This window comes from Microcoleus sp. Pol8_D6, assembly GCF_036700965.1.
In the GTDB taxonomy this organism is placed as follows: Bacteria; Cyanobacteriota; Cyanobacteriia; order Cyanobacteriales; family Microcoleaceae; genus Microcoleus.
On record NZ_JAUBPW010000002.1, the window covers coordinates 139,858 to 166,222 of the forward strand.

General features: G+C 44.9%; 27 protein-coding genes. 8 read left to right on the forward strand and 19 right to left on the reverse strand.

Annotation, left to right across the window (positions count from 1 at the left end):
* Positions 1-29: 29 nt before the first annotated feature.
* Positions 30-968 carry a PspA/IM30 family protein gene (locus tag QUA10_RS01490; RefSeq protein WP_333081252.1) on the forward strand — a complete coding sequence of 313 codons (939 nt, stop codon included), beginning with the start codon at positions 30-32 and terminating at the stop codon, positions 966-968.
* Between the two features lie 31 nt (positions 969-999).
* Here QUA10_RS01490 and QUA10_RS01495 read toward each other — a convergent pair whose 3' ends face one another.
* Both QUA10_RS01495 and pheA read right to left on the reverse strand, forming a co-directional pair.
* Positions 1,000-1,641 carry a pentapeptide repeat-containing protein gene (locus tag QUA10_RS01495; protein ID WP_333081251.1) on the reverse strand — a complete coding sequence of 214 codons (642 nt, stop codon included), beginning with the start codon at positions 1,639-1,641 and terminating at the stop codon, positions 1,000-1,002.
* A 50-nt stretch (positions 1,642-1,691) separates the two neighbouring features.
* The gene (gene pheA, locus QUA10_RS01500; protein WP_333081249.1) at positions 1,692-2,639 is read right to left on the reverse strand and encodes a prephenate dehydratase; all 948 of its coding nucleotides are present in this window, start codon (positions 2,637-2,639) and stop codon (positions 1,692-1,694) included.
* A gap of 207 nt (positions 2,640-2,846) precedes the next feature.
* Here pheA and QUA10_RS01505 point away from each other — a divergent pair, with 207 nt between their 5' ends.
* Positions 2,847-3,425, forward strand: coding sequence for a DUF1997 domain-containing protein (locus QUA10_RS01505; RefSeq protein ID WP_333081248.1), 579 nt, complete (start codon positions 2,847-2,849; stop codon positions 3,423-3,425).
* Between the two features lie 145 nt (positions 3,426-3,570).
* On the opposite strand, the gene QUA10_RS01510 is transcribed toward QUA10_RS01505, so the two are convergent.
* The 6 genes from QUA10_RS01510 to pgl all read right to left on the reverse strand — a co-directional run bounded on the left by QUA10_RS01510 (position 3,571) and on the right by pgl (position 7,832).
* Positions 3,571-4,023, reverse strand: coding sequence for an FHA domain-containing protein (locus QUA10_RS01510; RefSeq protein ID WP_333081247.1), 453 nt, complete (start codon positions 4,021-4,023; stop codon positions 3,571-3,573).
* Positions 4,020-4,469, reverse strand: a complete 450-nt coding sequence (locus QUA10_RS01515) for a hypothetical protein (protein WP_333081246.1) — start codon at positions 4,467-4,469, stop codon at positions 4,020-4,022. The genes QUA10_RS01510 and QUA10_RS01515 overlap by 4 nt, the downstream gene beginning before the upstream one ends.
* 280 nt (positions 4,470-4,749) lie before the next feature.
* A complete protein-coding gene (locus QUA10_RS01520) occupies positions 4,750-5,487 on the reverse strand; it encodes a PRC-barrel domain-containing protein (RefSeq protein ID WP_333081244.1) in 738 nt (245 codons plus the stop codon).
* 55 nt (positions 5,488-5,542) lie between these two features.
* A complete protein-coding gene (locus QUA10_RS01525) occupies positions 5,543-6,034 on the reverse strand; it encodes an FHA domain-containing protein (protein ID WP_333081243.1) in 492 nt (163 codons plus the stop codon).
* An 82-nt stretch (positions 6,035-6,116) separates the two neighbouring features.
* Entirely contained in the window at positions 6,117-6,908 is a 792-nt protein-coding gene (locus tag QUA10_RS01530) for an FHA domain-containing protein (RefSeq protein ID WP_333081242.1), read from the reverse strand.
* 204 nt (positions 6,909-7,112) lie between these two features.
* A complete protein-coding gene (pgl, locus tag QUA10_RS01535) occupies positions 7,113-7,832 on the reverse strand; it encodes a 6-phosphogluconolactonase (protein WP_333081241.1) in 720 nt (239 codons plus the stop codon).
* Between the two features lie 132 nt (positions 7,833-7,964).
* Here pgl and QUA10_RS01540 point away from each other — a divergent pair, with 132 nt between their 5' ends.
* Both QUA10_RS01540 and QUA10_RS01545 read left to right on the forward strand, forming a co-directional pair.
* A complete protein-coding gene (locus QUA10_RS01540) occupies positions 7,965-8,177 on the forward strand; it encodes a hypothetical protein (RefSeq protein WP_333086150.1) in 213 nt (70 codons plus the stop codon).
* A gap of 118 nt (positions 8,178-8,295) precedes the next feature.
* Positions 8,296-9,663 (forward strand): hypothetical protein, encoded by a 1,368-nt coding sequence (locus QUA10_RS01545; protein WP_333081239.1) that lies wholly within the window; start codon positions 8,296-8,298, stop codon positions 9,661-9,663.
* Between the two features lie 183 nt (positions 9,664-9,846).
* Here QUA10_RS01545 and QUA10_RS01550 read toward each other — a convergent pair whose 3' ends face one another.
* The 6 genes from QUA10_RS01550 to QUA10_RS01575 form a co-directional block, all read right to left on the reverse strand.
* Positions 9,847-11,013, reverse strand: coding sequence for an LptF/LptG family permease (locus tag QUA10_RS01550; protein WP_333081238.1), 1,167 nt, complete (start codon positions 11,011-11,013; stop codon positions 9,847-9,849).
* Positions 11,014-11,092: 79 nt separating this feature from the next.
* Positions 11,093-11,821, reverse strand: coding sequence for an LPS export ABC transporter ATP-binding protein (lptB, locus tag QUA10_RS01555; protein WP_333034782.1), 729 nt, complete (start codon positions 11,819-11,821; stop codon positions 11,093-11,095).
* 173 nt (positions 11,822-11,994) lie between these two features.
* Complete coding sequence (locus QUA10_RS01560; protein WP_333081237.1) at positions 11,995-12,465, reverse strand: LptA/OstA family protein; 471 nt, start codon at positions 12,463-12,465, stop codon at positions 11,995-11,997.
* 229 nt (positions 12,466-12,694) lie between these two features.
* On the reverse strand, positions 12,695-15,415 hold the full coding sequence (locus tag QUA10_RS01565) for an AAA family ATPase (protein WP_333086151.1): 2,721 nt from the start codon (positions 15,413-15,415) through the stop codon (positions 12,695-12,697).
* 71 nt (positions 15,416-15,486) lie between these two features.
* Positions 15,487-15,894, reverse strand: a complete 408-nt coding sequence (locus tag QUA10_RS01570; protein ID WP_333081235.1) for a DUF309 domain-containing protein — start codon at positions 15,892-15,894, stop codon at positions 15,487-15,489.
* A 147-nt stretch (positions 15,895-16,041) separates the two neighbouring features.
* Positions 16,042-16,404 carry a ferredoxin-thioredoxin reductase catalytic domain-containing protein gene (locus QUA10_RS01575; RefSeq protein ID WP_172186333.1) on the reverse strand — a complete coding sequence of 121 codons (363 nt, stop codon included), beginning with the start codon at positions 16,402-16,404 and terminating at the stop codon, positions 16,042-16,044.
* Between the two features lie 311 nt (positions 16,405-16,715).
* Between QUA10_RS01575 and cas6 the strand changes: the two genes are divergently transcribed.
* Positions 16,716-17,846 carry a CRISPR-associated endoribonuclease Cas6 gene (gene cas6, locus QUA10_RS01580; protein ID WP_333081234.1) on the forward strand — a complete coding sequence of 377 codons (1,131 nt, stop codon included), beginning with the start codon at positions 16,716-16,718 and terminating at the stop codon, positions 17,844-17,846.
* 93 nt (positions 17,847-17,939) lie between these two features.
* On the opposite strand, the gene QUA10_RS01585 is transcribed toward cas6, so the two are convergent.
* The gene (locus QUA10_RS01585) at positions 17,940-19,376 is read right to left on the reverse strand and encodes a DUF2079 domain-containing protein (protein ID WP_333081233.1); all 1,437 of its coding nucleotides are present in this window, start codon (positions 19,374-19,376) and stop codon (positions 17,940-17,942) included.
* Positions 19,377-19,385: 9 nt separating this feature from the next.
* On the reverse strand, positions 19,386-20,969 hold the full coding sequence (locus QUA10_RS01590) for a DUF2079 domain-containing protein (RefSeq protein ID WP_333081232.1): 1,584 nt from the start codon (positions 20,967-20,969) through the stop codon (positions 19,386-19,388).
* A gap of 127 nt (positions 20,970-21,096) precedes the next feature.
* Here QUA10_RS01590 and dxr point away from each other — a divergent pair, with 127 nt between their 5' ends.
* A complete protein-coding gene (gene dxr, locus QUA10_RS01595) occupies positions 21,097-22,287 on the forward strand; it encodes a 1-deoxy-D-xylulose-5-phosphate reductoisomerase (RefSeq protein ID WP_333081231.1) in 1,191 nt (396 codons plus the stop codon).
* A gap of 272 nt (positions 22,288-22,559) precedes the next feature.
* On the forward strand, positions 22,560-23,252 hold the full coding sequence (locus QUA10_RS01600) for a Uma2 family endonuclease (protein ID WP_333081229.1): 693 nt from the start codon (positions 22,560-22,562) through the stop codon (positions 23,250-23,252).
* Here QUA10_RS01600 and QUA10_RS01605 read toward each other — a convergent pair.
* Positions 23,249-23,761 carry a phosphoribosyltransferase family protein gene (locus QUA10_RS01605; protein ID WP_333081228.1) on the reverse strand — a complete coding sequence of 171 codons (513 nt, stop codon included), beginning with the start codon at positions 23,759-23,761 and terminating at the stop codon, positions 23,249-23,251. The two genes, QUA10_RS01600 and QUA10_RS01605, sit on opposite strands and share 4 nt — an antisense overlap.
* Before the next feature lie 54 nt (positions 23,762-23,815).
* Here QUA10_RS01605 and QUA10_RS01610 point away from each other — a divergent pair, with 54 nt between their 5' ends.
* Positions 23,816-24,565: a pentapeptide repeat-containing protein gene (locus QUA10_RS01610; RefSeq protein ID WP_333081227.1), complete on the forward strand. Its 750-nt coding sequence runs from the start codon at positions 23,816-23,818 to the stop codon at positions 24,563-24,565.
* Positions 24,566-24,713: 148 nt separating this feature from the next.
* Here the strand turns inward: QUA10_RS01610 and QUA10_RS01615 are convergent, their stop codons facing one another.
* Positions 24,714-24,914, reverse strand: a complete 201-nt coding sequence (locus QUA10_RS01615; protein WP_041622289.1) for a hypothetical protein — start codon at positions 24,912-24,914, stop codon at positions 24,714-24,716.
* A 717-nt stretch (positions 24,915-25,631) separates the two neighbouring features.
* On the reverse strand, positions 25,632-25,829 hold the full coding sequence (locus QUA10_RS01620) for a hypothetical protein (protein WP_333081226.1): 198 nt from the start codon (positions 25,827-25,829) through the stop codon (positions 25,632-25,634).
* Positions 25,830-26,365 lie beyond the last annotated feature (536 nt).

Sequence of the window (26,365 nt, forward strand, 5' to 3'; positions counted from 1 at the left end):
AGGTTCGGATAGGTTCCTTATAGCAGTAAATGCTTGTGTTAGACAATCACGACCAACCGAAACCATACGATGCAGTTAGAGGCGGTCAACTGCCACCTCCTGTGGGCGGTGTAGTGCTCGGCGGACTAGCAGGAGTTAAACATCGGCTGTCTAGTTCTGTCAGCGAACATCGAATCGCCGCCTTGAGAGAGACATTGAATTACGGCGATGCAGGCTTAAAAATAGTCATCAAGATTTGTCAAAGCGAAACAGGCCCAGTGCAGTGGGCGGCCTGTGATTTGCTTCGACAAAGGCTGAATTCGATCGCCCGCGAAAAATTACAGGCCTTTGTAGCTTCAAGTTCAGATTCAGAAGCTAAGCTAGATAGCACTGAAAAAATATTAAAGCACTCATGCGGTGCAGTCTCAGAAAAAAATTACGATCGGCAAATGTCCGAAGCACAGTTAATATTTGAGACAATTACGCAGCAAATGCAACCAAATTTGTTGCTATTAGAAGCACTGGTAGCCTCTGTAGAACGCGAAGAATTTACCAGCGAACTGATGAATCTTTGGGAACTATTAATCTTAGAAATTCAGGAACGTCTCAAAGAACTGCGTCAGGCTGTTGGCATTGCGATTTCCGCCCAACTGCGGATTCAGTGGCTGTACAATCAAGCTGAATCTCAAGCCAACCAGTGGCAGCAGCGAGCTTTGCTAGCTCTTCAGACACAGGATGAGAATTCAGTCGGCCTCGCCGTGGTTCGCAAGCAGGTTCAATTCGATCAGGCGGCAGAACTAAAAATTGACTTAGACTACCAAACTGTGCGAGTAGAAAATCTCAACCGCAACTTGCTGGCTTTGGAAAGTAAGATTGCTCAAGCTAATTCTAAGAAAGAAATCCTCAAGATGCAGCTTCATTTTGCTAAGGTACAGCAGCAAATAGACTTCACTTTCAGCCAAGTCAATAGTATATTTTTTAGTCCTTAGTTGTCGGATACTCCGGTGATATTGCGTGATATCAAACTTGTCTGACGCAAAAATGTATAGCCCCACTTAAAATTGCCTTATCTAGCTTAGCTCCCTCAAGATTAGCACCGCACAAAAATGCCCCGCTCAAATTAGCACCCCTCAAGTCAGCTCCTCTCAAATCTGCGCCCTCAAGGTTACTTTCACACAAAAAAGCGTTCCTCAAGTTGGCTTTTTTTAGACTTGCTCCCCGCAGTTTAGCCTCGCTTAGATTGGCTTCTTCGAGGTTTGTATTGTCCAAGCAAGCATCTATGAGGTTTGCTTCCATTAGGTTGGCGGCGTACAAGAAAGCTCCGCTCAAATCAACACCGATCATTTTGGTGTCGCTCAAGTTGGCGTTTTTCAGTTTGGCTTCAATCAGGTCAGCTCCTGTTAATCTGGCGAAACTTAGATCGGCTCGGCTCAGGTTAGCCCCATTGAGTTTTGTCATCACCAGGCAAGCATTCTTGAGGTTGCTACCTATTAAGTTTGCCCCCATTAGGTTCGCCAAAGCAAAATTTATTTCTTTGAGATTCGCGCAGGCTAGATTAATATGAATTAGGAAAGCTTCTCGCAAAGAAGCCTCTTTCAAGTTTGTTTCATGAAAATTTCTTTCTCCGGCGGCGTATCGCTTGAGAAGTTCATCAGCATTCATCTCACCAGCCTCCTAAGGTTGACTTAAAAAGTATACTACATAAAAGAAAATTATACTACTGACAGTAAATTGTAGCAACCAAAGATTTTTAAAGTTTCTGTGTGATTTTTTAATTCTTCGAGTGCCGCTCGAACAAATGCTTGGCAGGCGTTAGCCTCAACGTCCATAAAGAAAATATATTCTCCGAGTGATCTTTTAGTCGGTCTAGATTCAATCCGACTTAAATTAATACCGCGACTGGCAAATACTTCCAAAGGTTTTACCAGTGCTCCCGGCATATTGGCCGGTACGCTAAAAGCTAGTGAGGTATGGGTGCAATTAGACGGTGAAGTATCGAGGATCAACTTAGCAGCAGATGTTGTGCTGGACTTAAGGGATGAGCGTTCCCCTGGTTCTACGTTGGCGATTTCTCCACCACTCCTGCTGAGTACCCAAAAGCGAGTGTAATTATCGGGATAATCATTAATGGGGTGAGCTAACACTGGCAAATTGTAAAGTTCAGCCGCTCTTGGCGAAGATATCGCTGCTACATTTCTATCTTCCAGATATTGCAATGCTTCCGTGGTAGAATTCGCCGGAATTAATTGAGCTGAGGGAATAAACTGCCCCAACCATACCTGACACTGAGCTAGCGCTTGCGGGTGAGAGTAAACTTTTTGAATCTCGTTAAAATTTTTGGCATTAGACACTAAGGCGTGGGAAATTGGCAAAACTAAGGCGTGTTGAATGCGGAGTTGATCGAGTCGCCAGAGTGTATCTAAGGTGACAGTCACGCTGCCTTCGATCGAATTTTCGACGGGCACAACTGAATAGTCAACCTGCCCTACGGCAGATGCCTCTAGCGCTTGGGAAATGGTGGAATAAGGACACAGGGTGCATTCCAAGTTAGTTTCCAGACTCAACCAATTGAGATAAGCTAGAGCCGCTGTTTCTGCATTTGTACCAACAGGGCCGAGATGTGCGATCCTCTTCGAGGGCTGCGCTAACGAAATTTTCATGTAGAGGCAATTTAGGTTACAAATGTTTGCTTTACTCTCATCAGCTAGGAAGTATGATGAAAAATTAGCGATGTCCAGAAAGCTTTAATCAGTGATTTCTCGGATGACATTGCTGGGCGCGCGACTTAGTGCGCTACGTATGTCACCTTAAAAAAGGTGATACTTTATTAAGATATGCTTAGGAATCCTATATTTTGATATTTTCTCATGTATACCCGCTTTAATTCTTCCCAATCCGTCGAGATCGCCGTACCAGAGGAACGGGTTCCCATTCAACATTATCTGCGCCAGCCGAGGCGACTGGTGAACGCCCTCGTTGATCAAAGTCGCACACAACAGCTAAGCGATGACTGTTTCCGCCTAAAAATGCGACCCTTACAATTTATGATGCTGAGCATTCAACCCACAGTAGACATGAGGGTGTGGGCCCAGTCGGATGGCACAATCAATTTGCAGTCCGTCGCCTGCGAAATTCTCGGCGTGGGTTATATCAATGATCGCTTTGCTCTCAATCTCAAAGGAAAGCTTTGTGTACACCAAAGCAGCGGGGTAGCATACTTGAAAGGAAAAGCGGATTTGGAAGTGCAAGTAGAATTACCGCCGCCGTTTTGGCTGACGCCCAAACCCATTTTAGAAGCAACGGGGAATGCTTTGCTCAAAAGCGTACTGCTGAGCGTCAAACAGCGGTTGATGCACCAGTTGCTCTTAGATTACCGCCGCTGGGCAAACAGCGAAAATGAGCTAATATCGATCGATCTCCCCCCAATCTTATCTTTAGAAGGCTGACATCCTACTAGATAACCTGTTAATTAATGTATAGGGATATTTAGGCACAAATCAGGCCACTTACCACAATATCAGTTAGACGCTCGAATTGGGCATCGGTCACTTTGTGGGAACTAGCCAGCAGGGATAGATAGATAGCGGCAGGTCAGTCAAGATCGATTTGAGTCAGCCCCCCAAGTTCATCGTCTTCGAGGATTCCCACGCCCCCAGGCCAAGCTGTTGACCTGTTTTTTGAAACTTCGTCCTTTTGGCGGAGTTCGCGCTGCGGTGGCTTAATGATTTTGCCCGGTTGATTCGTGGCGGCCACCCGAATCCTGATTTTTGGCCCGGAATTGCCCAAGCGAATTGTCATACCGTCCACAACGGACACCTGAGCGATCGGTCTATCATCTACATAAGTGCCGTTAGCACCAAAATTAATAATTTCCCAGCCATTAGCGTGATTCCACAGCTCTACGTGGTGGCGGGAAACTACAGCGCTGTAAATAATTACATCATTGTCGTTCGATCGACCGATCCGAACCACCGGTTCTGATTCAAAACACCAACTTTGAACTGGGACAGACTGGATAGGATGTAAAAGAGTTAAGGTAATCACTGATGTTTTGACACTCCACCGCCAGACTGAAACGGGGATACTTCCAGAGAGATTTTTTGGGAGAAAACTGCAAAAAATTTGCTTTTTAAAGGCGTCGTCAGTGCGCCCCTATTCCCTCTATCTGCCGTAAAAGTCGAACTTTTGGCTGCTTGAGGCATTTGAAGCAACTTTTGAGGGTGAGCTTTTGGCGCAGGCGCAAATTTTTGCTGTCCTCGGTAACAACCAAACACGATGTGATTAGTCGGGTGAACTTCCCAGTGATGGACGGCGGTTTTAACCGCTTGATTAATGTGGTCTGTGAGGGAGCGATTCTGCCGATGGGTGAGCCGCTCAATTTGATCGGCTAAATAATCCTTTTCTTGCTGATGAACCAGAGAATTTAACTCAGACCCGCGCTGGTTGCACGGCTGATTCGACTTCTCGATCAGGCGACAGTCACTGCTCAAGGACTCGCTGTTTATAAAGAAAGAAGTTAACCAATTATTAATCCTGGGGTCTCTAGATAAAATACTTGTTGATTGTATCAAACAGCATAGGTCATTTTGAGTTGCTAACATTTTCCTTATTGATGCGATACCTTTAAAATACAATGCTTTGAGCAGCACTGGAATTTTAAGCGACAACGCATCAATCTCTCATAGCGAAAATACCGATCGACCTTCCTCGCGCGCGCCGCCCGAAAATGCGATCGGCAATTAGTCCCCCAGCGAGCGGGAAGGCCAAACTTCAGCTCAAATCTGAGTCAGGCGGCTCCGGTTTCGGCTCTGGCTGGACAGATTCTTCCCTTTGGCGTTTCAACTCTGCAACTTTTTCTTGAGCTACATCTCTGACTTCGAGAGCTTTATCTTGGAATTTTTCCGCCAGACTTTGAGCGCCCCGCTTCACACCGGCCACATTTTTGAGAGTTCTGTCGAAATCTTCGTGTAAAAACTCTGCTACCAGACCGACTTTTTTGTGCAGTCCCTCCGAGTACTGCACTGGCTCCGATACAGCAGCTTCAGAGACGATCGCCCGCTTGCTGCCAATGGTCGAAATAGCTGCCACAGGTAACAAGTAAATGTCGTCTAAAACACCGCGCCAGCCGCTCGATTTAAATAGGTAGTGGGTGACTGAACCCGTGCGGACATCAAAAAGGTAGTCAACCACTGCACCTGCCTGATTCCCAGCGTCCGTGAGCACCTCAAGCCCGATCGGACAAACAGCTTGTTCCGGCTGATGCAATTCCGGCAGTTCCGGGTTAATGGTGACAAAAACATTTTCCCCCACCGTATCAACTTGTGCCCAAGCGAACCAAGTTTTTTTGCTACCCAAAAGGCCCGACTTGCAAGTAAAGCCGATCGCCCGCTGGGAGTGAGCATCGAGCCAAACCCGATCTACCCTGCCGACCTCTTCCGCCGTTCTGCGGTCGATGGTGCGGCGGCCCTGCAGTTCGCTGCGCCTAACAATCTGTGGTGATGTACTCATAAATAAACTCCTGAGTGCCGCCTTTGAAAAATGTCGATCGTCCAAAGAAGCCGATTTAATATTCTTCTTCCGAATAATGGCGATTATTATCTGCCTGGGTTAACTCCTCCTCTTCCCTGGAATTGCCAACTTCTTTGTGGTCGGGAACAGGAATCGTGCTAATGTGCACGCCGCCCGAGGGAGCGTGAATTTCCTTAGCTTCCCTAGGCTTGACGCTAATTTGTCCTAACTGGACTGAGGACTGATTCGGGCCTACGTTGATTTGAATTTTCGGCCCAGAGCGAGCCAAGTGAACGATCAGACCGTCCACAATGGGAACCTTAGCGATCGGCTTACCATCGAGGTAAGTGCCGTTGGTACCTAAATTGATCAGTTCCCAAGTTATGCCGCTGCGCCGCAATTCGATGTGGCGACGAGAAACCACAGCGCTAAAAAGAACGACGTGGTTTTCGGTCGAACGCCCGATCCGGACGACCTGCTCGTCTTCAAAGATCCAACTGCGGACGGGTATAGACTGGAGTGGATGTAGCAAGGTCAGCTTAATCACATTGGCTGCATTGAGTTTTGGTAGAGCGCCTCAAGATGCGATTTTAGATTTTAGACTTTCGATCGCCCAATCCAAACTCGCTCTAAGAGATTTGAAATAAAAACGTAACCAGGTCTCCTTTGCCCAGAGAGATGCGGTCTCCCGGTCGCAACCGGTGGCGGTTTCCCTTGGGTAGCGGAGTATTGTTGACGTAAGTGCCGTTGGAACTGCCTACATCTTCTAGGTAGCAAGCATCTCCCTCCACCCGGAGATTTGCGTGTACCCGAGAAACTATCTCAGAATTAGCAAATCCCGAAACATCAATATCCGGGGGCACTAAATCATTTGGCTTGCCTATGTGAACCACAGCCAGACTGTGAGGCAATTCCATCGGGGTATTTGTCTGAACGTGTAGCAGGCGCGCCGACTGCTGTTGCAGTTGAGTTTTAGCTACACCTGCTGGCTGTAGGCCCGGAACCGGAGGAGAGATAGTTACTGGTGTTGCCACCGATTCAGTTGTAACAGGAACCGAGGGCAAAGGCGGGGGATCTGGAATCGTCGGAATGCTGGCAGGAGTTTTTTCCAAGTTAAGCCCCTTATTCAGGGTAACTAGAGGTTCCATTGCCATCAGGGGATCGGGTGGCACTAAATCCGGCGCCGGTGAGGATACCACTGTCGGGCCTACAGGCGAGGGGGACGGTACTGTCACCTCAACTTCTGGAACTATGGAACCCGGACGCAAATTAAAGCCACACTGACCGCAAAATGCTGCATCTGTCTGAACTGCTGCACCGCAGTTCGAGCAACTTGCGGTAACAGGTAAAGGCGTGTAGCAAGCCTCACACTGGCTGGCCCCGTCGGGGTTCTGGTGATTGCAATTGGGACAGACAATCATCGATTTCTCCTTGCTATCGGCCAGATTTTCAAATCAGCCTCATAAAAATACTCGTGTATATGGTCAAATTTTAACTTTAACCGCCACAATTCTTATATTGCTTCTAATACTAGCAACTGAGCTGACGCCGTGACGTTAGCTGTGATGGGCAAGATTGAGTTAGTGATAATGCTGACTGTGTTGGCACGCTTGCGGCTCTGTCGGCTATTTTACTGCTTCGCCAGCCGCCGCATCGAGGAGCCACCAAAGTTCACCCTCTGGTTCAATGAGTCTGGCTGGATAGGTCATTTCGTCGGCTGCAGGGGCAAAAATTTGAGCTAGGGCGGGTTGTTTGCTGGCTCCTGCGACCATGAAGATGACGCACCGGGCCCGGTTGATTAAGGGGACTGTAAAGGTAATGCGGGGTTGACCGTCTTTGTTGCCGACAGTTACTAGGGCGTCGCGGACTTGCAAAGCTGCTGTGCCGGGAAATAGAGAGGCTGTGTGGGCGTCGTCTCCTATGCCCAATAAAATGATGTCGAAGGCAGGAAACTCGCCGTCGGATACTTTGAAGAACTGCTGCAATTCAGTTTGGTGCGCCGCAGCGTCGGCTGCGGGGTCGCCGGCGCTTGTGGGCATGGGGTGGATGTTGCTGGCGGGGATATTCACTCGATCGAGCCATGCGAGCCGCGCCATTTTTTGATTGCTGTCTGGGTGTTCTGGGGGAACGTAGCGTTCGTCGCCCCAGAAAACGTGAATTTTTTCCCAAGACAGGTCTTCGCCCGATAGCGCTCTGTAGAGCGGTTCTGGTGTACTTCCGCCCGCTGCGGCGATCGTACAAAGTCCGCGTTCTGCTATGGCTTCTGAGATTTTCGACAGCACAATCTCGAGGGATCGATCTATTAGTTGTTCCCGATTTGCTAATACTTCAACTACTTTTTTCATTAATTTCCTCTCAACTTTCCTTGGGTGTTATTCTCAGCAATTGCCAATTTTACCTTGACATTTTGGTTTGAGGTCGATCTGCTGACAGACCCGGCAGGCCAGGCACAGCACCCCATAATATTTTATCATCTTATGCCCCTTGATTTAAGGAAAGCAAGACATATTTCTACCAGTGCTTTATTGATTTTCATCGGTTGCATTGAGCTTTCGCAACTTTCAATCAAAAGTTCGATCGTACTCGGAGCATCTATGCAGAAAGTAAAAAACGTTTTTTGGGAGTCCGATCCGTCCCGCACAGCAAAATCTATAAATATAGCCAGCCGGACGATCGCACACCGACAGTAAAAGCCAAACCGAGATGCTCCCGATCGCACTTACCCCCGCATAGCAAAAATAATCAAGATTGATGTGGTAGACTAGGAAAAATAGTTTTAAATCCGCACGCTCGGAAGGAAGCAAAACTATGTCAATTTTTAAGCGATTTCCTACATCTGTCCGCTATCTAATAGCGCGGTTGCGCCACTGGACGCAACCCGCCGTTTGGGCTCCCTTAGCCGTGCTGTGTGCGGGCGGGTTATTTATCTGGGAGGTCTCTGTAAATCCAGAAAGGTTGAGTATAGATGGCGAAGAAGAACCAGCCTCAAACACTCCAGCTTCGCTATCGGGACTATCTGCTGAAGATACCGCCATTGCGGCTGAAATCGACAGCTCACCAGTGCTAGTCAATCAGTTTAATGGCTCTACTGCTTCTGAACTGAACTTGTTAAATTCATCAGTAGTAAAAAGCAAAGGTTTATTCGACGAACTTCGAGATCGGGACTTAGAAACTCCTCAGCCATCTTTAGCCTCCAAGCGGGTAGGAAGCAGCGGATTTTTATCCTTGTCAAATTTAGCAAATTCTGCTGTCGAGGCCGGAAACAATAACCCCCAAAATTCCACCTTGCCAAGTTCAAATGCAACATCAGCGTTGAGTTTATCTAGCAGCGGGAGACTAACTTCCGGGATCAAAACGATCAAACCTGAGTCTGGGGGTACAGCGACAGCAACTTTATCGCAGGCGTCGAGTGAGGCTAATTCAGATAAACAAAACGAAAATTCTCTGCCTTTGAGTCCGCTGCAAGCAGCTATGAAAAAATACGTCGTTGCTAACACTTCGCCAACGGCGGCTTCGGCTGAAAAAACAGCAGACTCGGCTAAATTGCTCGATCGACCGGCTTCCGATCCGGCGGCAGGAAATGCGACAAATTTGCTCCCAACGACCGCTACAGCTCAAAGTGGAGCCAATCCAGTGAATGTTCCCACAGCACTTCTCCCACTTGTTGCTCCGACAAATACTGTGAGCAAGGAATCTCAAGAATTCTTACAACCGACAGCTGCAGTCCCTGAATCATTAGCGGGGTTAACTTCCCGAGTACCGAGCCTTCCCGAAATTAATGCAGGGGCTGCAACGGTGGCTTTGCCGAAAAATCCCTACCAAACTAATTTATCTGGCTCAGGCTTCGCACCTGAAGTTCAACCTGTGGCACTTCCAGTAGCCATACCTTCGCCAATACCTCTACTTCCAAATGTCGGCCCATCTCCTTTTCCGAGTGGGATTGGAGGAAGCAAGATAATTAGCCCTCAATTCTCTCCCAATTCAGCGAATTCTCAATTTCAAACACCTCCACCGAGTCTGCTTAATTTGCCACAGCAGCCTAACTTTGGAGTTGTTCCCCAAAATACAAATCAGGGCGTGCAGCCCATTCAACCTGAAACTTTTGCTACACCCCGCTCCCTGGCTCCGGGACGCTATATTGGTGGTGGCGAAATCAATACTTTTTCTAATCCTTAAATGAAGGAACTTCGGCCACGAAAACGATATTATCAATTCCCAATACTTAGGCTACGCGATTCCTGCCCTTGGACTTCGGTTCTCCTCAGCTTAGTCGAAGGCAAGGGAGCCAAAGGCAGTGTAAGGGCAGTAGAAGGGCAGTACCAGTTCCGAATTACCCATTCCCAATGTTATTGGTAAAACTTACCTAGCGGCGGCCCGCACCAACAACAATCCCCCGATTCCCAAGCCAAACATAATCGGCAGCCAAGCCGATAGAATCGGTGTCAAAACAGCTTTCACGCCCATAGAACTGGTGATGAAAGAAAATACATAGTAAGTAAAAATCACAACTACGCTAATACCAAAACTCGTTCCTCGCCCGGAGCGGCGCGGTTGAGTTCCCAAAGCTGCTCCCACTAAACCGAATACCATGCACACGAAAGGAAAAGCATATTTTTCTTGAATTCGGACCTTTAATTTGCGAATTTGCGGTTCGTCGCCACTGTTTTTAAGGATATCCAAACGCTCTAAGGCTTGGGCAATGTTCATTTCCTTGAAATCCCGCGCTCTAGCCGCTAAATCTAAGGGCGTGCGGGGCAGTTGCAACTGCTGGTGTTGAAATCTAACTATATTGCGGTAAGAGCCGTCAGGAGCAACTATATAAGCGGTTCCGTTGAAAAAATCCCAGGTATTTTCTGAGGGATTCCAAGTAGCTGATTCTGAAGAAACGATTTGATTGAGGCCTGGGGTGGAGCGATCGATAATTGTTAAACCTTTCATTTGCTGGCCGTCAAATTGTTCTGCATAAAAAAAGCGGGCCAGGATTTCGTCGCCGCCTTTTTCAGGTTTGCGAAATTCTGTGTAGATAATATTTCTATCTTGAAATGTCGGTTTTTCTCGCTTCAGGGCTCTGTCTAAAGTCACAGTAGCTCTGTAGCTGGCGGCGGGTACAACTAACTCTTGCAAAGCAAAAGTGAAGCCTGCAACAATTAAACTCATGATCACAGCAGGCAGTATCAATCGGTATACGCTGACTCCGCAACTGCGGAGGGCTATGAGTTCGCTGTCGCTGGACATTCGGCTGTAGGCCATTAAGGTTGCTAGCAGCATCGACATCGGGAAAGCCAATACTACGAAGTAGGGAATTTGCAGGAGAAAAATTTCTATGGCTGCGCTGTAGGGGAGGCCGGATTCTGCTACTCTGCGGACTAATTCAAATAAAGCTCCAACTGTGACGGCGACGGATGTAAAGAGTCCGACGCCAAAGAGAAATGGCCCGATTAGTTCTTTGGTAATGTACCAGTCCATTACTGAAATTCTCGGCAGCCAGTTGATGGGATTCAAAGAATTGGATATTGCTATTTTCATAGTTTGGGCTTTTTGCAGTTTGCTCCTCAATCTAACATCTCAAATCTAAAATTATGGCTTGGGGAATGCCTTCAAAAGACTATCGCACGAAGTTGTCACCTAAGTAATACTGTCGCACTAAAGGATTGCTGTAGAGTTCTTCTTCAGCCCCGGAGGCTAAAATTTGACCATCTCGCATGATGTAGGCTCGATCGGTAATTTCGAGGGTTTCTCGGACGTTGTGATCGGTGATGAGGATGCCGATTTTACGATCGCGCAATTTAGCAATAATGGTTTGAATTTCGTCTACGGCGATCGGATCGACGCCTGCAAACGGTTCGTCTAAAAATAGGAACATCGGCCCGTCTCGCCCTGCGGCTAATGCTCTGGCCAGTTCAGTCCGCCGCCTTTCTCCCCCCGATATTTGAATTCCCAAACTGGATGCTATTTTTTCTAAGCGAAATTCTTGCAATAGAAAATCGACTCGCTCGCGCCATTCCCAGCGCGGCACTTGAGTTTGTTCTAGGACTAACAAAATGTTGTCGCGCACGCTCATGTTGCGGAAAATGCTTGCTTCTTGAGCGAGATAGCCAATTCCCAAATGCGCTCGCTGGTGCATCGCCAATTTAGTGATGTCTAAATCGTTTAGCCAAACGGTGCCTTGATTGGGTTTTTCTAATCCGGTTGCTATGTAAAATGTTGTGGTTTTGCCGGCACCGTTGGGGCCGAGTAATCCTACGATTTCTCCTTGGGCTACCGACAGGTTGACGCGACTAACTACATTGCGTTTTCCGTAGGATTTGTGAATATTTTCGAGTACAATTTTCATTTTCGCTCCCGGCAAGCTCTACAAGCTAAATTTCAGACTGCTGCTGTGTGCGATCGAGTCTCTAATTTAAATTGTACCTTTACAAGTTTGTGAGTTTTATAAAGACGAAATTTCGCATCTATCCCAAGTAGTATGTTTTGGCTGAGGCGAAATTTCGCTGCTGCAAGCCACTGTTACCGGGGGGCTGTAGTTGGACGTGGGGAGCCAACTGTATTTTGGGCTGCCGCATCTTGTTCCGGGGCAACCAGATAAACAGATTCTACCTGTCCTGGGTTGTCTGGCAGGGCAATAAACCGCCCTTCGTCGATGAGGTATGTTATGGTTTCGCCGCGCAGGCTGTTGCCCTGCTGCAATACGTAAACATCTCCGCTGAGAATGATCCGGCGCTCGCGGCTGAAGTATTGAGCTTGAGCTGCGGTTGCTTGTATTTGGCGGGCTGGATAGTTGATTTGGACGTTGCCGCGGGCAGTTACGATGCCGGTTTTGGAGTCGGCTTCTTGAATGTCCGATCGCACGCTGAGAGTACGGGGCGGCCCGGCTTGCGGGTAGGTGGGAGAGGCGATCGCGCCTGCCAGAGTCAGGGGCAACAGCAGCGATAATCCTTTGAATATGCGGGAATTGAGCAGTTTAGCGGAGGGCATCATAAGCTTGGAGCCTCAATATTTGTGAAATTACTGAAGGGCATTATATCCAGTTAGATATTTTATCTTAACGGCCAGAAAGATTCCCGTGAGGTCGATCGATTGACCCGATAGTCTCAACCAATTATCCTAGCAAGACAACAGCACTTTCTCCGGCTGTTTGGATGATTTGCTGGAGAAAGCAAGTTTTTTGACGGTTTCCCCGATCGGGAAGTTTCGCACAACCTCGATACTATTTGGGTGGATTAGGCTTTTTCCTCATATTAGAGTTTGCAGAGCGATCGGAAACTTCAGCAGTTTCTACCTCAGACGTAGTAGATACTTCCTCATTAATTAATTCCTCATGCCCATCCTTAAGAGACTTATCCATTTTAGTATCCTCAAGCACTTCTTCTGAAATATTTGACTCCTCTGCTTGAGCCTCGACCGTTTTTTCTTGACTCGCTAAAAGCCCTGCATACTTGATTCTCTCTAAACCCTTTTTAAATCCAGTGTAATCCTCGATAGCTTTACTCATTTCGACATCAAGCCTGTAGTCACGACGCAAATTTTGGATCGCATTCTGAATTGCTTCGATTTCCTTAGTTGACTCATTTGCTCTATTGCTTTCTATAATGCCCTCGATCTCCTCAAGCAGAATAACACCATGCTCACGCCTTGCAGAAATGGGATGACGTGCAATAAAATCCTTTTTTGAACGCTCGATTTTTTGTGAAAGCATTTCTTTGATCAATTTCTGTTGAGCATTACGTTGCATAAAGTTCAATCTTTTAAACAAAATTTTAAAGTTATTCTCAAAATTTTGTAATGCCTTAGATTGCTCCTCACCTAACTCAACTCCTTTCTGTGACCACTGATTTACAACTTCAATAACATTCCTAGCAAAGCCAGCTTTACTAATGACAAACTCCTGCGAAAAAGATTCTGAAATGCTTGCTTGTATGGCATCAAGAATAGTCCGATTATCAATCTTACTTAAAATTAAATCTTCAGTTAAAAAAGCAACTTCTGTTTCACCCACTTGTAGAAATTCCTGTAAACATAGCTTCGTTGCTTGTATGCAGATTGGCAAGGGAATAATATCTTCTATCTCAAGTTCTTCGGTTGCATTATCAGCCCCCAAAGAGAACTCTTCTTTAAGATCGCCAAGCTGAAGAATAAATTGCTCTTTAATCAAAGGTTTTTTATGTTGTTTTCCTTTACCTAATAATTGCTTTTTAGCATCATTTCCAGCCTTGTCACTGTCCAATAAAACGATAACTGCTATTTGCTCAGCGTGTTTACCACAAGCTAGATAGACCATGTAGGGAATTTGGCTAGCTCCCTCTGAGTTAACAATGGTTATGTAGTTTAGATCTAAAGTTTCTATTTCTAAACTAGATACACCAATAGCTCGAAGGTATCTTGCAGCCCCAGCAATAATAATTTGCTCGCAAATGCCTTCTACCATTAAATTGCAATTGCCAATAAAAACTGATTCGCCAATAAGAGTACCTATCGAAGACCTTAGAGGTTCATAACGGTTTCTGACAAAATCCTTAACTACTCGTGTTCCCTCATCTTCATTTCCCTTCTGTAAAACTCGAATACGATCAGTATGATTCTTATCAATTAAAAAAGGAGAGTGAGTCACGTAAACTACCTGAATTGGTTGAGTTAAATGTGAACCTGGTTCTGGATTTGCAAAAAGATCAAATACTTTAAGTAAATCTTGTTGCGCTTGACTTGATAGATAAGCATCTGGTTCATCCATCAACAGTACCTCAGTTTTAGTGTGATGGGGATCATGAGATCGATATTCAATATAATAGCTAAGAAAGAATCGTAATCCTTGACTCCTTTCATCAAAGGAATATTCAGTTCCTGTCCTATCAGTTATGGTAAAAACTAAGTCATAGTCTCTTGCCACTACTTTTAGAGAAAAATTACGATCTTGAACCCAATAGTTGGGAAAGTTTAAATCAATGGCTAATTGGCGGTTAATCTTCTCAATGATTCCATTGGCAAAACCCTGCATTCCATTTTGAATAGCCTCCGCCAGATCAAGTAAAGCCTTGGTATCAACTTCAGCAATTTTGCAAATCAATTTGTAAGCTAGATGGAATTCTTTATTTCTTTTTTCTTGAGCTATATTGACTCCCTCAAGTGCTGAAATAATTAAATTAAATAATGTAATTCCTTTCTCGTTTTGTTCGGCACTAATAAGGTTAATTGGATTAATTAATTCTGGATGATTACTAATAGTTTCAAGTGTCTCTACTATTTTGTTTCTTTGATCTCTATCTAAAAGCTCAAATTTTCTACTGCCGGAATAATCATCTTGAGCCAACTCAACTAATTTTTTGATAGGAACGCTTGAGGGAAGAGCAATATTAGACTCTATCCTAAATGGTTTAGGAAGTAATTCTTGTAACTTTATAACCTGATTTTTCCCAAGTTTGTATGGTCTGTAATCTCCCTTTTCAGGCAAATATAACGTTAAATTGTCAACATTATTAAGGAAGATTAAAAATCTCTCTAACCTCAATTTATCAGGAATTTCTATAATTTCTCTTAAACTTACCTGTTCAGACTTAGAAAGACCCGACCATTCAGAACCAAAGTCAGGGTATTTTAATTCGTTCTTTTTAACCGTAAAAAGTGGAGAATAGCGGCAGAAATCGCTGCGCTCGATATTTTTGACAAATAAAGCCTTCTCAATGGCACTTAACAAGTGAGATTTGCCAGATTCGTTCGCGCCAACAATTGTTGTAATTTTGGGTTCTATGGGAACTTCAATATATGGGTAAAAAGCATCCTTTATCAGCTCCCAAGGTTTAGGCTTCACCTTGTCATTATTTTTTCTGAGGAAGTCGTCATTGAATGATTTATAGAAGCGAATGAAAACTTTTTTGAGAAGCATATTGTTAGAGTCGATGGTACCATTGTATTTTTTTTTCCTCAGTTTGATCATCGGCTTAATACCGTGACTCAGAGGATTCAACTGCAAATTTGTTACTATTATACACTAATATACCTCTATATCTAAATTTGTTCTACTTTAATAATTCGCGGCAATTGCAAACCTGCAACTTCTGCACCTGTTAATAAAGGTACAAATTCAGCAACTTTTTCCGGGCCAGCTTGTTGCAAAGCGCTCAAAAGTTTAGCACTTTGTCCGAGCAAGTCTTCAACAGCAATTCCAGCATAACTAGGCTGATAATAACTGAGCCGATTTATTCCTTCTCCCAGCAATATGACTGCACCGCGCCAGTTTTGATTTCCTAAGTGATAAAGCGCGACCGCAATTTGCAAGATTCCCTGATAAAACCTTTTTTCCGGCTCGCAGGCTTCCATCCACAAAGCCTCTAAAGTATCGTGACAAGCGTAAAATTCTTGGCTGTTAAACTGTTCAATGCCTTGCCAAAACTCGATCGGGATTTCCTCTGTCATTCGATTGGGGATTGGGGATTTTCGATGGCGGATATATGTTTGAGTAGGCGGCGATCGGTTGTTTTTTAATAGCTAAGTCTTAAAAATAGGAAAACTTCCGAATTGTTTTCAAAACTACTGCCATTTCACGACCGCCTACTTAACCAATTACATAGTATCTCTGACAGCTTGAATCTGATCCATTCCTATTTCCTGATTAGTTCCCGCAAAATCGTTGTCTGGCGTCAGAAATAACATACAGTGACACTCTTTCCGCTCGCGCATGGGAATGCAGGGACAGTTCCAGTAGGCGGCTTTTACTTCGGCTTCTTTATCTTCGTAATGGCGACAAGGGCATAAGGGAGCGCCTAGTTCATCCTTGTGTTTTGCTAGTCCTTCTATCACGACAGCAGTGACGGAAGGTTCGGAACAAAAGTAAGTTCCCGTGCGCTTGGCGTAGGTTTCGGAGAAATTCTTCATTGCCTCCAAAGTTTTTTCGTTGGATAGTTTAGATTTTTCTGTTGTGTTCATAGTTTAGGATCGGAGTTGAGGATGCTACGAGCTTTTGACAATTGTAGCGCAGAATGTGATTTTAAACACTGGTATATTTCTGTTTAGTTACAAGGAAGAAAACCTTGACAAAGATTGAGTTTTAGGTTGTTGGTTTTTTAGTGGTTTTTGTCTATCCCGGAGGGTGCGGGAAACTGGCGGCAGAGCGAGTTTTTGAAGCTACCAAAAGATTTGGGCGATCGATCGCCCTCAACAATCATCCCCCAAAGGGGATAAAAATCGGCTAAGATAGCGCGGCGCTCTTTCTGTGACGGTTATAGGCACGGCATCTGATGGCAACTTCCCCGAACCGCACCGGCACCCGCGATCGAAAATCTCCTCCGTCTGGGCTGATTTGGCCGGCTGACACCGAGTTAGTCGGATTAGTGTTTGAATTGACTCCCCGCGCTGCTGGCTATCTGTACGCGCAGTATGCTATAGGTTTGCACGCTTGGTTTTTAGCTCAAGTGCAGCAAACTGACCCGGATTTATCGAAACTTTTGCACGATGAACAGTCAGAAAAAGCCTTTACTATTTCGGGATTGGAAGGTGATTTGCTCCCTGGTGGCAAAGAATTTCAGCTTTTGGGCGATCGAATTTATCGCTGGTACGTAACAGGACTTTCAAAGCCAGTAGTGCAGTGGCTGAGTCAGTGGCTGCAAAATTTGCCCGAAGAGATAGATTTACGAAATGCTCCGCTGCTAATTCGCTCTTGGGATATTGCTTTTGCTCCCACAAGTTACCAGCAATTACTAACAGCAGAAATCCCATTATCCCACAACATAAAGCTTAGTTTTGTGACTCCTACAACCTTTCGCAGCAAAGGCCATCTTTTTCCTTTGCCAGTTCCCGAAAATGTTTTTCACAGCTATTTGCGCCGCTGGAATAACTTTTCGGGGGTAAATTTTGACCAAACAGAATTTTTGAATTGGATTGATGAAAATGCAATTATTAGTCGCCACAAATTGGAGTCGCAAAAGGTAGTGGCGGGCAAAAAAGGTATGGTAACGGGGTTCACTGGGGCTGTGGAATTTGGTCTAGGGCGATCGGCTCACAATCGTCCTGATTTTGTACAATTATTTTATGCTTTGGGGCGGTTAGCGCCTTACTGCGGCACTGGCCACAAAACAACTTTTGGATTAGGACAAACGCGAGCAGAATGGTTGACAGAAGCCCTACCTGAAGTGTCAATACAAAGCGTCTTGGGGGCGCGAATAGAGGAATTGACAAAGAAGTTTATGGCACTGAGAAAGCGTAAAGGTGGAAGTCGCGCTGCTGAGATTGCGGAAACTTGGGCGACGATTTTGGCGCGCCGGGAATTGGGGGAATCTTTGTTTGATATTGCTGCTGATTTAGAAATGCCTTATGAAACTGTGAAAACTTACGTGAAGTTGGCAAGAAGGGCTTTGAAAGTGGAGGATTAGAGGGCATTGGGCATTGGGCATTGGGCATTGGGCATTGGGCATTGGGAATGACTGATGACTGATGACTAATTACTGATGACTGATGACTGCTCACTAATGACTCTTAGTAAATAGATATATGTCGTCTCGCTGATATTTGAGTTGAAATTGAGGGTTGTTTTTTAGTTTAGTTATGAGGTTTTCCACAAAAGCTCGATCGCTCATCCAGCCAGGATATCTGAGGTTGAGCAATACATAATCAAATTCTGCCAGATTTGCAGGCGGCGCCTGAGCATGAGTTAATTTTACTACAGGGCGGTGCGCTAAGTGCGGAGCAATCTGAGCAGTTGTTAAAACACTGCCTTTGGTTTCAACAAGAGAAATTGCTTCTCTGGTAGCGGGCCAAGTGTCGAACCCATTTAAATAAATAGTCCAAAAATAGCCGTATTTCGCTAAAGCTAAGAAAGCAATCAACGACCAAATTACAATGACTCTAGGCAATGGATAATTACGAATTGGCAATCTATCAAATATTGTCTTTCCCTTTTGCTGATTGCTAGCTGCTAAACTGGAAATTACGGCAACCAATAAAAACGGCAATATCGGCACAGAATATTGATGAATTAAATCTCGCTGAGCGGGGATATCGGAAAGAATATTCATCGCCAACATTGGCACAGCACTAATTAAAGATGACAGATGACGCGGGGACAGCCACCAAATTAGAGGTAATAGCAATAACGCTAAATATTCAAAAGTTTCTAAAGAAAACAAACGCCCTAAAACTAGATTTGGTTTCACTATTAAATTAATAGCTATTTCCAAAACCGAGTTTCCCAAATATTGATATCGCCCGATTCCCGCGTGTTCTCTTCCCTGATTAAAATACGGTATAACTGCCTGAGTAACTACCAGGAACCAACCCGCGCCTAGAAAGAGAGCTATGAGTCCACAATTGCGTTTTTTGTCAAAACACAACAGCCACAAACCCATCGCAGCCACAGTTAAAGATAGCACGGCTTTGCAGCTCAAAACTAATACAATAGCAGCACAAAACCACAAAGTTTTATTCAGTCTCGCGGCTAAGATTGCTGCTAGCAGTGCTGGTAAAGCAATGACTTCTGGGTGGAAGTCGAAGAGATTGACATTAAATACTGCGGGATAAAGCAGATATACGGCTGAAATTGCAATTGCTTTTCGTTCGTTTAATCCCGCTTGACGTGCCAAACTCCAACTCGGCCAAGCGCCTAAAGCTAGGGAAACAGCTTGCACTAAAAAAAGCCAGTGAACATCTGGATATATTTTGTACAGTAAAGCTAGTGGATAAAAAATAAAAGCGGCGTGATCGCCCCAAATATTTATTGCCATTAAAGAGGAAAATGGCGTTTGATTTTGGGAGATTAAATAAATTGCTTGGTCAAAAATTGCTAAGTCGAATGCAGTTGACTGAAACAAAGCGTGCCGCGCGCTGCTGGCGGCAAATAAGACTATCGTTGTCACGACAATCATTAAAAATACTGGATGAGATTTTAGGGATTTGAAAGTTAGCATTTTATTGGTTTAATCAGCCCTTCGTTTAAATAGCAGGACTTCGTTTTTTTGATAAGTTAATTTAAAATCGGGAGAAGTGTTAAGTTTATTTGCTAAAGTAGCACCAAGTTTTTCAGTATCAGGCCAGGGATGGCGCAGGTTTAATAATATGTATTGAAATTCAGCTAAATTTGTTTGGGGCGAAATTTGTGACAGCAATTTTACTATGGGGCGGTGGGTAAAGTGAGGGGCAAGTCTATTATCTGTTAAAATACTGCTTTGGGGTTGAACTTGTGCGACTGCTTCGCGTGTAGCTTGCCAGGTATCTAGTCTATTTAGGTACAGATAAAAATCTTTATATTCGCCCACACATAGGAAAATTAGTAATGACCAAATTATCATGATTTTCGGCAATTGAATTCCCTGCCAAAGTTGAGAAATTCGGAAGTTTTTAAAGTGTGGGATATTGACCCATGTTAAAAACTGTTGCTTATTTGTTTTATCCTTTTCCTTGTTGCCTTTTATTTCTTCCCTGTTCCTGGTTTCTTCCTTCGCGATTATTGCTAAAAATAAAAATGGAATTACAGGCATTGAATACTGATAGGCTAAGCTGCGTTGAAATGACAAGTCAGAGAGGATATTGATCAGCAGGGTAGGGATGGCAGGAATTAGCGCTGTTAAATATTTTAGGCGTAGTTTGCCGGAAAATGGCAAGAGCAGCCAAATCACAGGTAACGTGAGGAGAAATAAATAGTTGAATGTATCAAAAGAAAAGATTTTTCCTAATACTAACTGTGGTTTTAATATGAGATTGATGATGATTTCTAGTACGGATTTGCCTAAATAGCTGTAGCGCCCGACTCCAGCGACTTCGCTGCCACTAAAGAAGGGGATTATTTTCTGGGTAGCTATCAAAAACCAAGCTGCACCGAGCAAAAGTGCGATCGCCCCGCACCGTTGCTTTTTTTCGCAAAAAAACAGCCAGAAACCCATAGCAACAACGGTTAGGGACAAAACCGCCTTGCAACTGAGAACTAACACAATAGCGGTACAAAACCACACAATTTTATTTAAACGCGCCGCCAAAATTGCTGCCAAAAGTGCGGGTAAAGCGATTACTTCCGGGTGAAAATCAAATAAATTGATGTTAAATACCACCGGATAGAGTAAATAAATCAATGCGATCGCACGGGATTGTTCTTGATTCAAACCTGCCAAACGCGCTAAACTCCACGTAGGCCAAGCCCCCAAGGATAAAGCAACTGCTTGTACCAACAGCAGCCAATGCACATCCGGGTAGATTTTGTACAGCAAAGCTAGCGGATAATAAATTACCGCTGCGTGATCGCCCAAAATATGTATCCCCATTAAAGAAGAAAAAGGCGTTTGGTTTTGGCTGATCAAGTAAATTGCTTGGTCAAAAATTCCCAAATCGAAAGCAGTTGATTGGAATAAAGCGTGGCGTAAACTGCTACACAAAAAGAAAATTGCCGCAGCAGTAGCGATCGCCCAAACCAAACTCGACGGTAGCTGCGATCGACCTTCCTCTATATTTTCGGCGATCGAGACACTGATGTCCTCACGGTCATCAGCAAAATTTTCCCTATTCTGCATGAAATCTGGCACTAGGTGGTCACTCAAAATATGATTCCATCGAATGTGCTTTCCACGCAATAGTTAACCACTAATTTTTATCCCCGCAATCGTAATATTAGAATAATCCACAAAACATTAAACAATTGTGAAAGCAATAACTCTTCTCGGCTCCACAGGCTCCATCGGCACTCAGACTCTGGATATTGTAGCTCAATACCCCGATCAATTTCGGATTGTCGGGTTAACCGCCGGACGAAATGTAACGTTGCTGGCCCAGCAAATTCGCCAGTTTAGACCGGAAATTGTCGCGATTTGCGACGAAGATCAATTACAGGAATTGAAAGAGGCGATCGCAGATCTCGACCCTCAACCTATTTTACTTGCTGGCGAGTCAGGCGTTGTCGAAGTGGCCCAATACGGCGACGCTCAAGCCGTCGTCACGGGAATAGTTGGCTGCGCCGGTTTGTTGCCAACAATTGCGGCTATCAAAGCAGGCAAAGATATTGCCTTAGCCAATAAAGAAACATTAATCGCAGGGGGCCCTGTTGTCAACCCCTTAATCGAAAAATACGGCGTTAAAATATTACCGGCTGACTCGGAACATTCGGCAATTTTTCAGTGCCTCCAAGGTGTTATGGTTGGCGGGTTGCGACGAATTATTCTCACTGCTTCGGGAGGCTCTTTTCGAGATTTGCCGATCGACCAATTAGCAGGAGTAACAGTAGCGGATGCTTTGAAACATCCGAATTGGTCGATGGGGCAGAAAATCACGATCGATTCTGCTACTTTGATGAATAAAGGATTAGAAGTAATTGAGGCTCATTACTTGTTCGGAATGGATTATGACGACATTGATATTGTCATCCATCCTCAGAGCATAATTCACTCGTTAATTGAGCTGCAAGATACCTCGGTTTTGGCGCAATTGGGATGGCCGGATATGCGATTGCCACTGCTTTATGCTTTGTCTTGGCCGGAGCGAATTCCTACCGATTGGGAACGGCTGGATTTGGTAAAAGCTGGAGATTTAACTTTCCGAGAACCCGACCACGAAAAGTATCCTTGTATGCAGTTGGCTTATGCGGCGGGACGTGCGGGTGGTTCGATGCCGGCGGTGCTGAATGCGGCAAACGAACAGGCTGTAGCGCTATTTTTGCAGGAGAAGATTCAGTTTTTGGATATTCCGAAGTTGATTGAGAAGGCGTGCGACAAACATCAAGCTGATAACTGTGAAAGTCCTGGTTTAGACGATATTTTGGCGGCGGATAGGTGGGCGCGGCAGGAAGTTTTGGCAGATAGTATGGAATTGGGCGATCGGATTCTTTCGGTTCGCTAATGGTATCAGCAGACTTGCACTTACTCACAAGCCCGCCGGGGAATAAATTCCCCGTCTCATAGAAGACAGTCGGTTTCAACCGACTGCCCAACCTTGATAAATATCCAGTCCTCTTGAGCGAGGACTTTAGCTATGAGACAGGGGTTTTTAACCCCTGGCGGACTATGCCAAAAAGTGCAAAATATCAGTTAAAACCAAATCAAAGTTTTGCCTTCTCATTCTTCAATCCCTTGATAAAATAGAGCTATGAGTCCCATCCCTACAAGCAACCGATGCAAACTGAAACCAAATCAACATTATTTGAACTGAATCAACTAATTGTCCCCCCCGGCAATAAAGTCCAGTTACAAAACGTTAGCTGGGAAATGTACGAAGCTATCCTAGACGAGTTAGGAGAAGGTTACGCACTGCGAGTTACTTATTACAAAGAAACATTGGAAATTAGGATGCCACTACCAAAACATGAAAGAGCTAAATCATTGATTGGATACCTTGTCAACGTTCTGCTGGAAGAACTTAATATTGATTGTGAAGTTTTAGGTTCCACTACCTTCAAAAGCAAAGATATGCAGATCGGCGTAGAACCTGATGATTGTTTCTATATTCAGAACCAAGCTGCTGTCAGAGGCAAGGATCGAATAGATTTAACAGTAGACCCGCCTCCCGATTTAGCGATCGAGATTGACAACTCCTCACAAACCGGTTTAAACAGCTATCAAGCTTTGAAAGTGCCGGAACTTTGGAGATATGACGGGCGAAGCCTGAAAATTTATCTGCTTCAAGAGGGCAAATATACTGAGTCCGATACTAGCCAAAATTTCCCTGACTTTCCCATTATTGATGTAATTCCCGAATATGTCGATCGCGCCAACACCCAAGGCAGAAGCCCGACAATCAGAGCATTTCGAGCTTGGGCAAAAGAACAACTACAAATCAAAGACTTGGTTGAGAGTGGGTTTTACTAACTCCCAACTTTCGCTGCCAAATCAGCCGCACTCATCTTTTCGTACATTTCAAAAGGTTGGTGAATCCAAGGATTGTCAGCCAAATAATCTACATAATAATCCGGCTTCGCCACAGAACAAGCCTTGTACCAAAGCACAGCAGTCCGAATTTCCTGAATATCTTCGCCGTAGCGACTCTTGAGCCAAGCGATACCTTGATCCAAACTAATTCCCGAATCCACCAAATCGTCAACCAGGAGAATGTGGCTGCCCAAATTATCGCCCACCATTGTCAAATCGCGGGCAAACTCGATCGCACCCCGGACATTTCCCTCCGCCCCACCATAGGACGACGCCGCTAAAATCGCCAGAGGTTTGTCGAAAATCCGCGACAGAGTATCCCCAACCCGCAGCCCTCCCCTCGCCAGACAGACAATTCGATCGAATTTCCACTGAGATTCCTCAATTTTTACAGCCAAATCCTCAATTTTCCGATGGTACTCAGGCCAAGAAACGTAAAGGTCACTCATTCCTAATATTATTGAAATATCAAAGGTATTATTAATTATTTTGGGGAAAATGACATGGATGCAGATGAACTTCTCAGACGGTATGCAGCCGGAGAACGGGTTTTTCACAAAGTAGACCTGAGCGGTGCCAATATGTCAAGGACAAATTTGCGCGATATTGACCTGAGTCACGCTAATTTAAAAGGTGCAAATTCGATCGGTCTAACCCTCTACAGAGCTAATCTGTATCAAGCAGATATCAGTCAAGCCAACCTCTCCCAAGGCAACCTCATGTCCGCTAATTTTGGCGACTGCGACGCGGTGGGAGCGAACTTGAGCGGAGCCATCTTGCGAAGTGTCGTCTTCAGCGGGGCAGATTTAACGGGGGCGAGTCTCAGGGGTGCAGACATGAGAGATGCAAACCTTCAGGGGGCAATTTTGATTCAAGTTTATGCAGTTAACGCTAACTTTCAAGGTGCAAACTTGACAGAAGTCAAGCTTTGCGGAATCAACCTGAGCAAAGCAAATTTAACCGATGCGAACTTAACACAAGCTGACCTCAGCCGTGCTAACCTAACTCAAGCAAATCTGAGTTGGGCTAATTTGACGGAAGCAAATCTGGAAAAAGCTGATTTGAAGGGAGCCGATTTGAGCGGAGCTAACTTGAGCTGTGCAAATCTCCATAAAGCAGATTTGAGCGGAGTTTCCCTTAAGGGAGCAAATCTCCGGGGAGCAAACTTGCATCAAGCTTCTTTGCGCGGGACTAATTTGGATGAAGCAAATCTGAGAGAGGCCATGATGCCTGACGGCACAATCTGTGACTAAATAAGCTGAGAAAATAGAAGTTAAAACCGCAGGGTGCCTGTGGCGCACCCTACATTTAGGCTAATGCCTGATTTTTTTAAGGGGATTTAATTCTGCCTTCAAGTGACAGTGCATTTAAAGAGTAGTGGCAAAAAATTTAGCACCGAGTTTAATCTACAACTTTCAGCCAGCCCCGGCGAACTGCGTGGAGCAAGCGGTTGATGGCTGTTTGATCTTCTTCGGTAAGACAGTCATTTAACAGCGCTGTCTTGAGCTGTTGTCGGTGAGTGGGAGTCAGCAGACCGGAGTGATATACCTGAAAGACTAGCTCTGCAATAGTAAATTGAGGTAACAGCGTTTGGGTTTTCATCATGTGTTTTTTCTTTGAACTCACTTTTGACAGTATTAACTAATTTTTCCAAAATTTATGTGATTCAACTACGGGAGTAAATGTGATCGATTGGCTCTTGATGAGTGATTTGTGTCAGCCGGACTTGGGGAGTGGATATTTCCTCGATAGCCCCGGCACTGGAAATACAAACCCCGTCCCCATTCCTCGCTTTTGGCAACTCCGAAATCTCTAGTTTTGGTTAAGAAACGGTGACAAATAAATTAAAATTTATCTATTAAGAGATTACTAATGACTGCTAGCTAAATCGCATGGCTTAATTCAAGGTACAACTTTTAGCCTGTTTAGAAACCCGCTTTTACCTACATTTACCTAGTTTCTTGGTGGGGTATTTGTTCGGTGGATATACTTAATAACCCGCCCAAAAACCGATACAAGTTTCCGACAGGAGCGGCCATCGGCCCCAAATTTTAGGCTCTTGTTCATGCTCCCAGATTCATCTGTGAAGTCAATCTAAAATCTAAAATCTAAAATCTAAAATCTAAAATCTAAAATCGACTGGCTGCTTAAAATCAAAAATCCCGGCTTCTTCAAGAAACCGGGTCGAGCTTTTCGATCGCAGTACAATTTTTTTTGGAGAGGGTTAATGGAGCGACCTGCTCACTTCAATCTTATTGTTGGGAAAGCTTGACAGGAGAGAAAGTAGAAATACTCATCTCAACTTCTTGTGTGAGGGGACTAATCAGAAATCCTGACCCATCCGCGGCGGATGGCGTGCCGCAGGCGGTTGACGGCATCTCTGGCGTCTTCGCTGAGAGCGCTTTGGCAGAGTTCGCGCAATCCGTGGCTTTCAGTGCGAGTCAGATTGCCTGAATTGGTGACTTGATAGAACAGTTCAGCGATCGCGCGATCAGATTTTAAAGTCAGAGCTTGCATGAAATCTCGTTGAACTCGACTATTATAATATCGAGGATTTGAGAAAAAAGTAGGGTGATTGCAGTCGGGTAAGCTGTGTGATCGTTCTTGGCTCGATTTGTGACCGAAGTCTGCCAGTATACGTGATTTAAATCACAGAAAACCACAGACATCGATCGCATAAGCTATAATTGGGGTGGTAGCCTCAAGGTTTGACAAAACCTCGAAAAGCGCTGAACGCAAGACCTTTACCACCTCGCGCCGCGCAGCAGGAGTAAGTCAGCTCAACATCGCAGGCTCTGGACTTGGATAGCTGTGAAACTTTGGCTTTTAGACACTTGCAGCTTGCAGCTCAGAGCATAAAGTTGCGATCGGCGAGCCACGGCCTGAGATACAATAATTATAAATACTTCTATCCCATCTATAGACAGGGAGGTAAAAAAATGATAATGATTAGCTACTTTTCGATTGCCTTAATCGTTTTTCTTGTTTGGTTCAAAAGTTTTTGGAATGATACTGCGACATCTAAAAAAGACGTGATATCTTGGATAGCCTTA

Excerpts from the sequence above, each read along its gene's own strand:
- QUA10_RS01490 (WP_333081252.1), top strand. The coding sequence starts at position 30 with ATGCTTGTGTTAGACAATCACGACCAACCGAAACCATACGATGCAGTT.
- QUA10_RS01495 (WP_333081251.1), bottom strand. The coding sequence starts at position 1,641 with ATGAATGCTGATGAACTTCTCAAGCGATACGCCGCCGGAGAAAGAAAT.
- pheA (WP_333081249.1), bottom strand. The coding sequence starts at position 2,639 with ATGAAAATTTCGTTAGCGCAGCCCTCGAAGAGGATCGCACATCTCGGC.
- QUA10_RS01505 (WP_333081248.1), top strand. The coding sequence starts at position 2,847 with ATGTATACCCGCTTTAATTCTTCCCAATCCGTCGAGATCGCCGTACCA.
- QUA10_RS01520 (WP_333081244.1), bottom strand. The coding sequence starts at position 5,487 with ATGAGTACATCACCACAGATTGTTAGGCGCAGCGAACTGCAGGGCCGC.
- QUA10_RS01530 (WP_333081242.1), bottom strand. The coding sequence starts at position 6,908 with ATGATTGTCTGTCCCAATTGCAATCACCAGAACCCCGACGGGGCCAGC.
- pgl (WP_333081241.1), bottom strand. The coding sequence starts at position 7,832 with ATGAAAAAAGTAGTTGAAGTATTAGCAAATCGGGAACAACTAATAGAT.
- QUA10_RS01540 (WP_333086150.1), top strand. The coding sequence starts at position 7,965 with ATGCCCCTTGATTTAAGGAAAGCAAGACATATTTCTACCAGTGCTTTA.
- QUA10_RS01545 (WP_333081239.1), top strand. The coding sequence starts at position 8,296 with ATGTCAATTTTTAAGCGATTTCCTACATCTGTCCGCTATCTAATAGCG.
- QUA10_RS01550 (WP_333081238.1), bottom strand. The coding sequence starts at position 11,013 with ATGAAAATAGCAATATCCAATTCTTTGAATCCCATCAACTGGCTGCCG.
- lptB (WP_333034782.1), bottom strand. The coding sequence starts at position 11,821 with ATGAAAATTGTACTCGAAAATATTCACAAATCCTACGGAAAACGCAAT.
- QUA10_RS01560 (WP_333081237.1), bottom strand. The coding sequence starts at position 12,465 with ATGATGCCCTCCGCTAAACTGCTCAATTCCCGCATATTCAAAGGATTA.
- QUA10_RS01565 (WP_333086151.1), bottom strand. The coding sequence starts at position 15,415 with ATGATCAAACTGAGGAAAAAAAAATACAATGGTACCATCGACTCTAAC.
- QUA10_RS01570 (WP_333081235.1), bottom strand. The coding sequence starts at position 15,894 with ATGACAGAGGAAATCCCGATCGAGTTTTGGCAAGGCATTGAACAGTTT.
- QUA10_RS01575 (WP_172186333.1), bottom strand. The coding sequence starts at position 16,404 with ATGAACACAACAGAAAAATCTAAACTATCCAACGAAAAAACTTTGGAG.
- cas6 (WP_333081234.1), top strand. The coding sequence starts at position 16,716 with ATGGCAACTTCCCCGAACCGCACCGGCACCCGCGATCGAAAATCTCCT.
- QUA10_RS01585 (WP_333081233.1), bottom strand. The coding sequence starts at position 19,376 with ATGCTAACTTTCAAATCCCTAAAATCTCATCCAGTATTTTTAATGATT.
- QUA10_RS01590 (WP_333081232.1), bottom strand. The coding sequence starts at position 20,969 with ATGCAGAATAGGGAAAATTTTGCTGATGACCGTGAGGACATCAGTGTC.
- QUA10_RS01600 (WP_333081229.1), top strand. The coding sequence starts at position 22,560 with ATGCAAACTGAAACCAAATCAACATTATTTGAACTGAATCAACTAATT.
- QUA10_RS01605 (WP_333081228.1), bottom strand. The coding sequence starts at position 23,761 with ATGAGTGACCTTTACGTTTCTTGGCCTGAGTACCATCGGAAAATTGAG.
- QUA10_RS01610 (WP_333081227.1), top strand. The coding sequence starts at position 23,816 with ATGGATGCAGATGAACTTCTCAGACGGTATGCAGCCGGAGAACGGGTT.
- QUA10_RS01615 (WP_041622289.1), bottom strand. The coding sequence starts at position 24,914 with ATGAAAACCCAAACGCTGTTACCTCAATTTACTATTGCAGAGCTAGTC.
- QUA10_RS01620 (WP_333081226.1), bottom strand. The coding sequence starts at position 25,829 with ATGCAAGCTCTGACTTTAAAATCTGATCGCGCGATCGCTGAACTGTTC.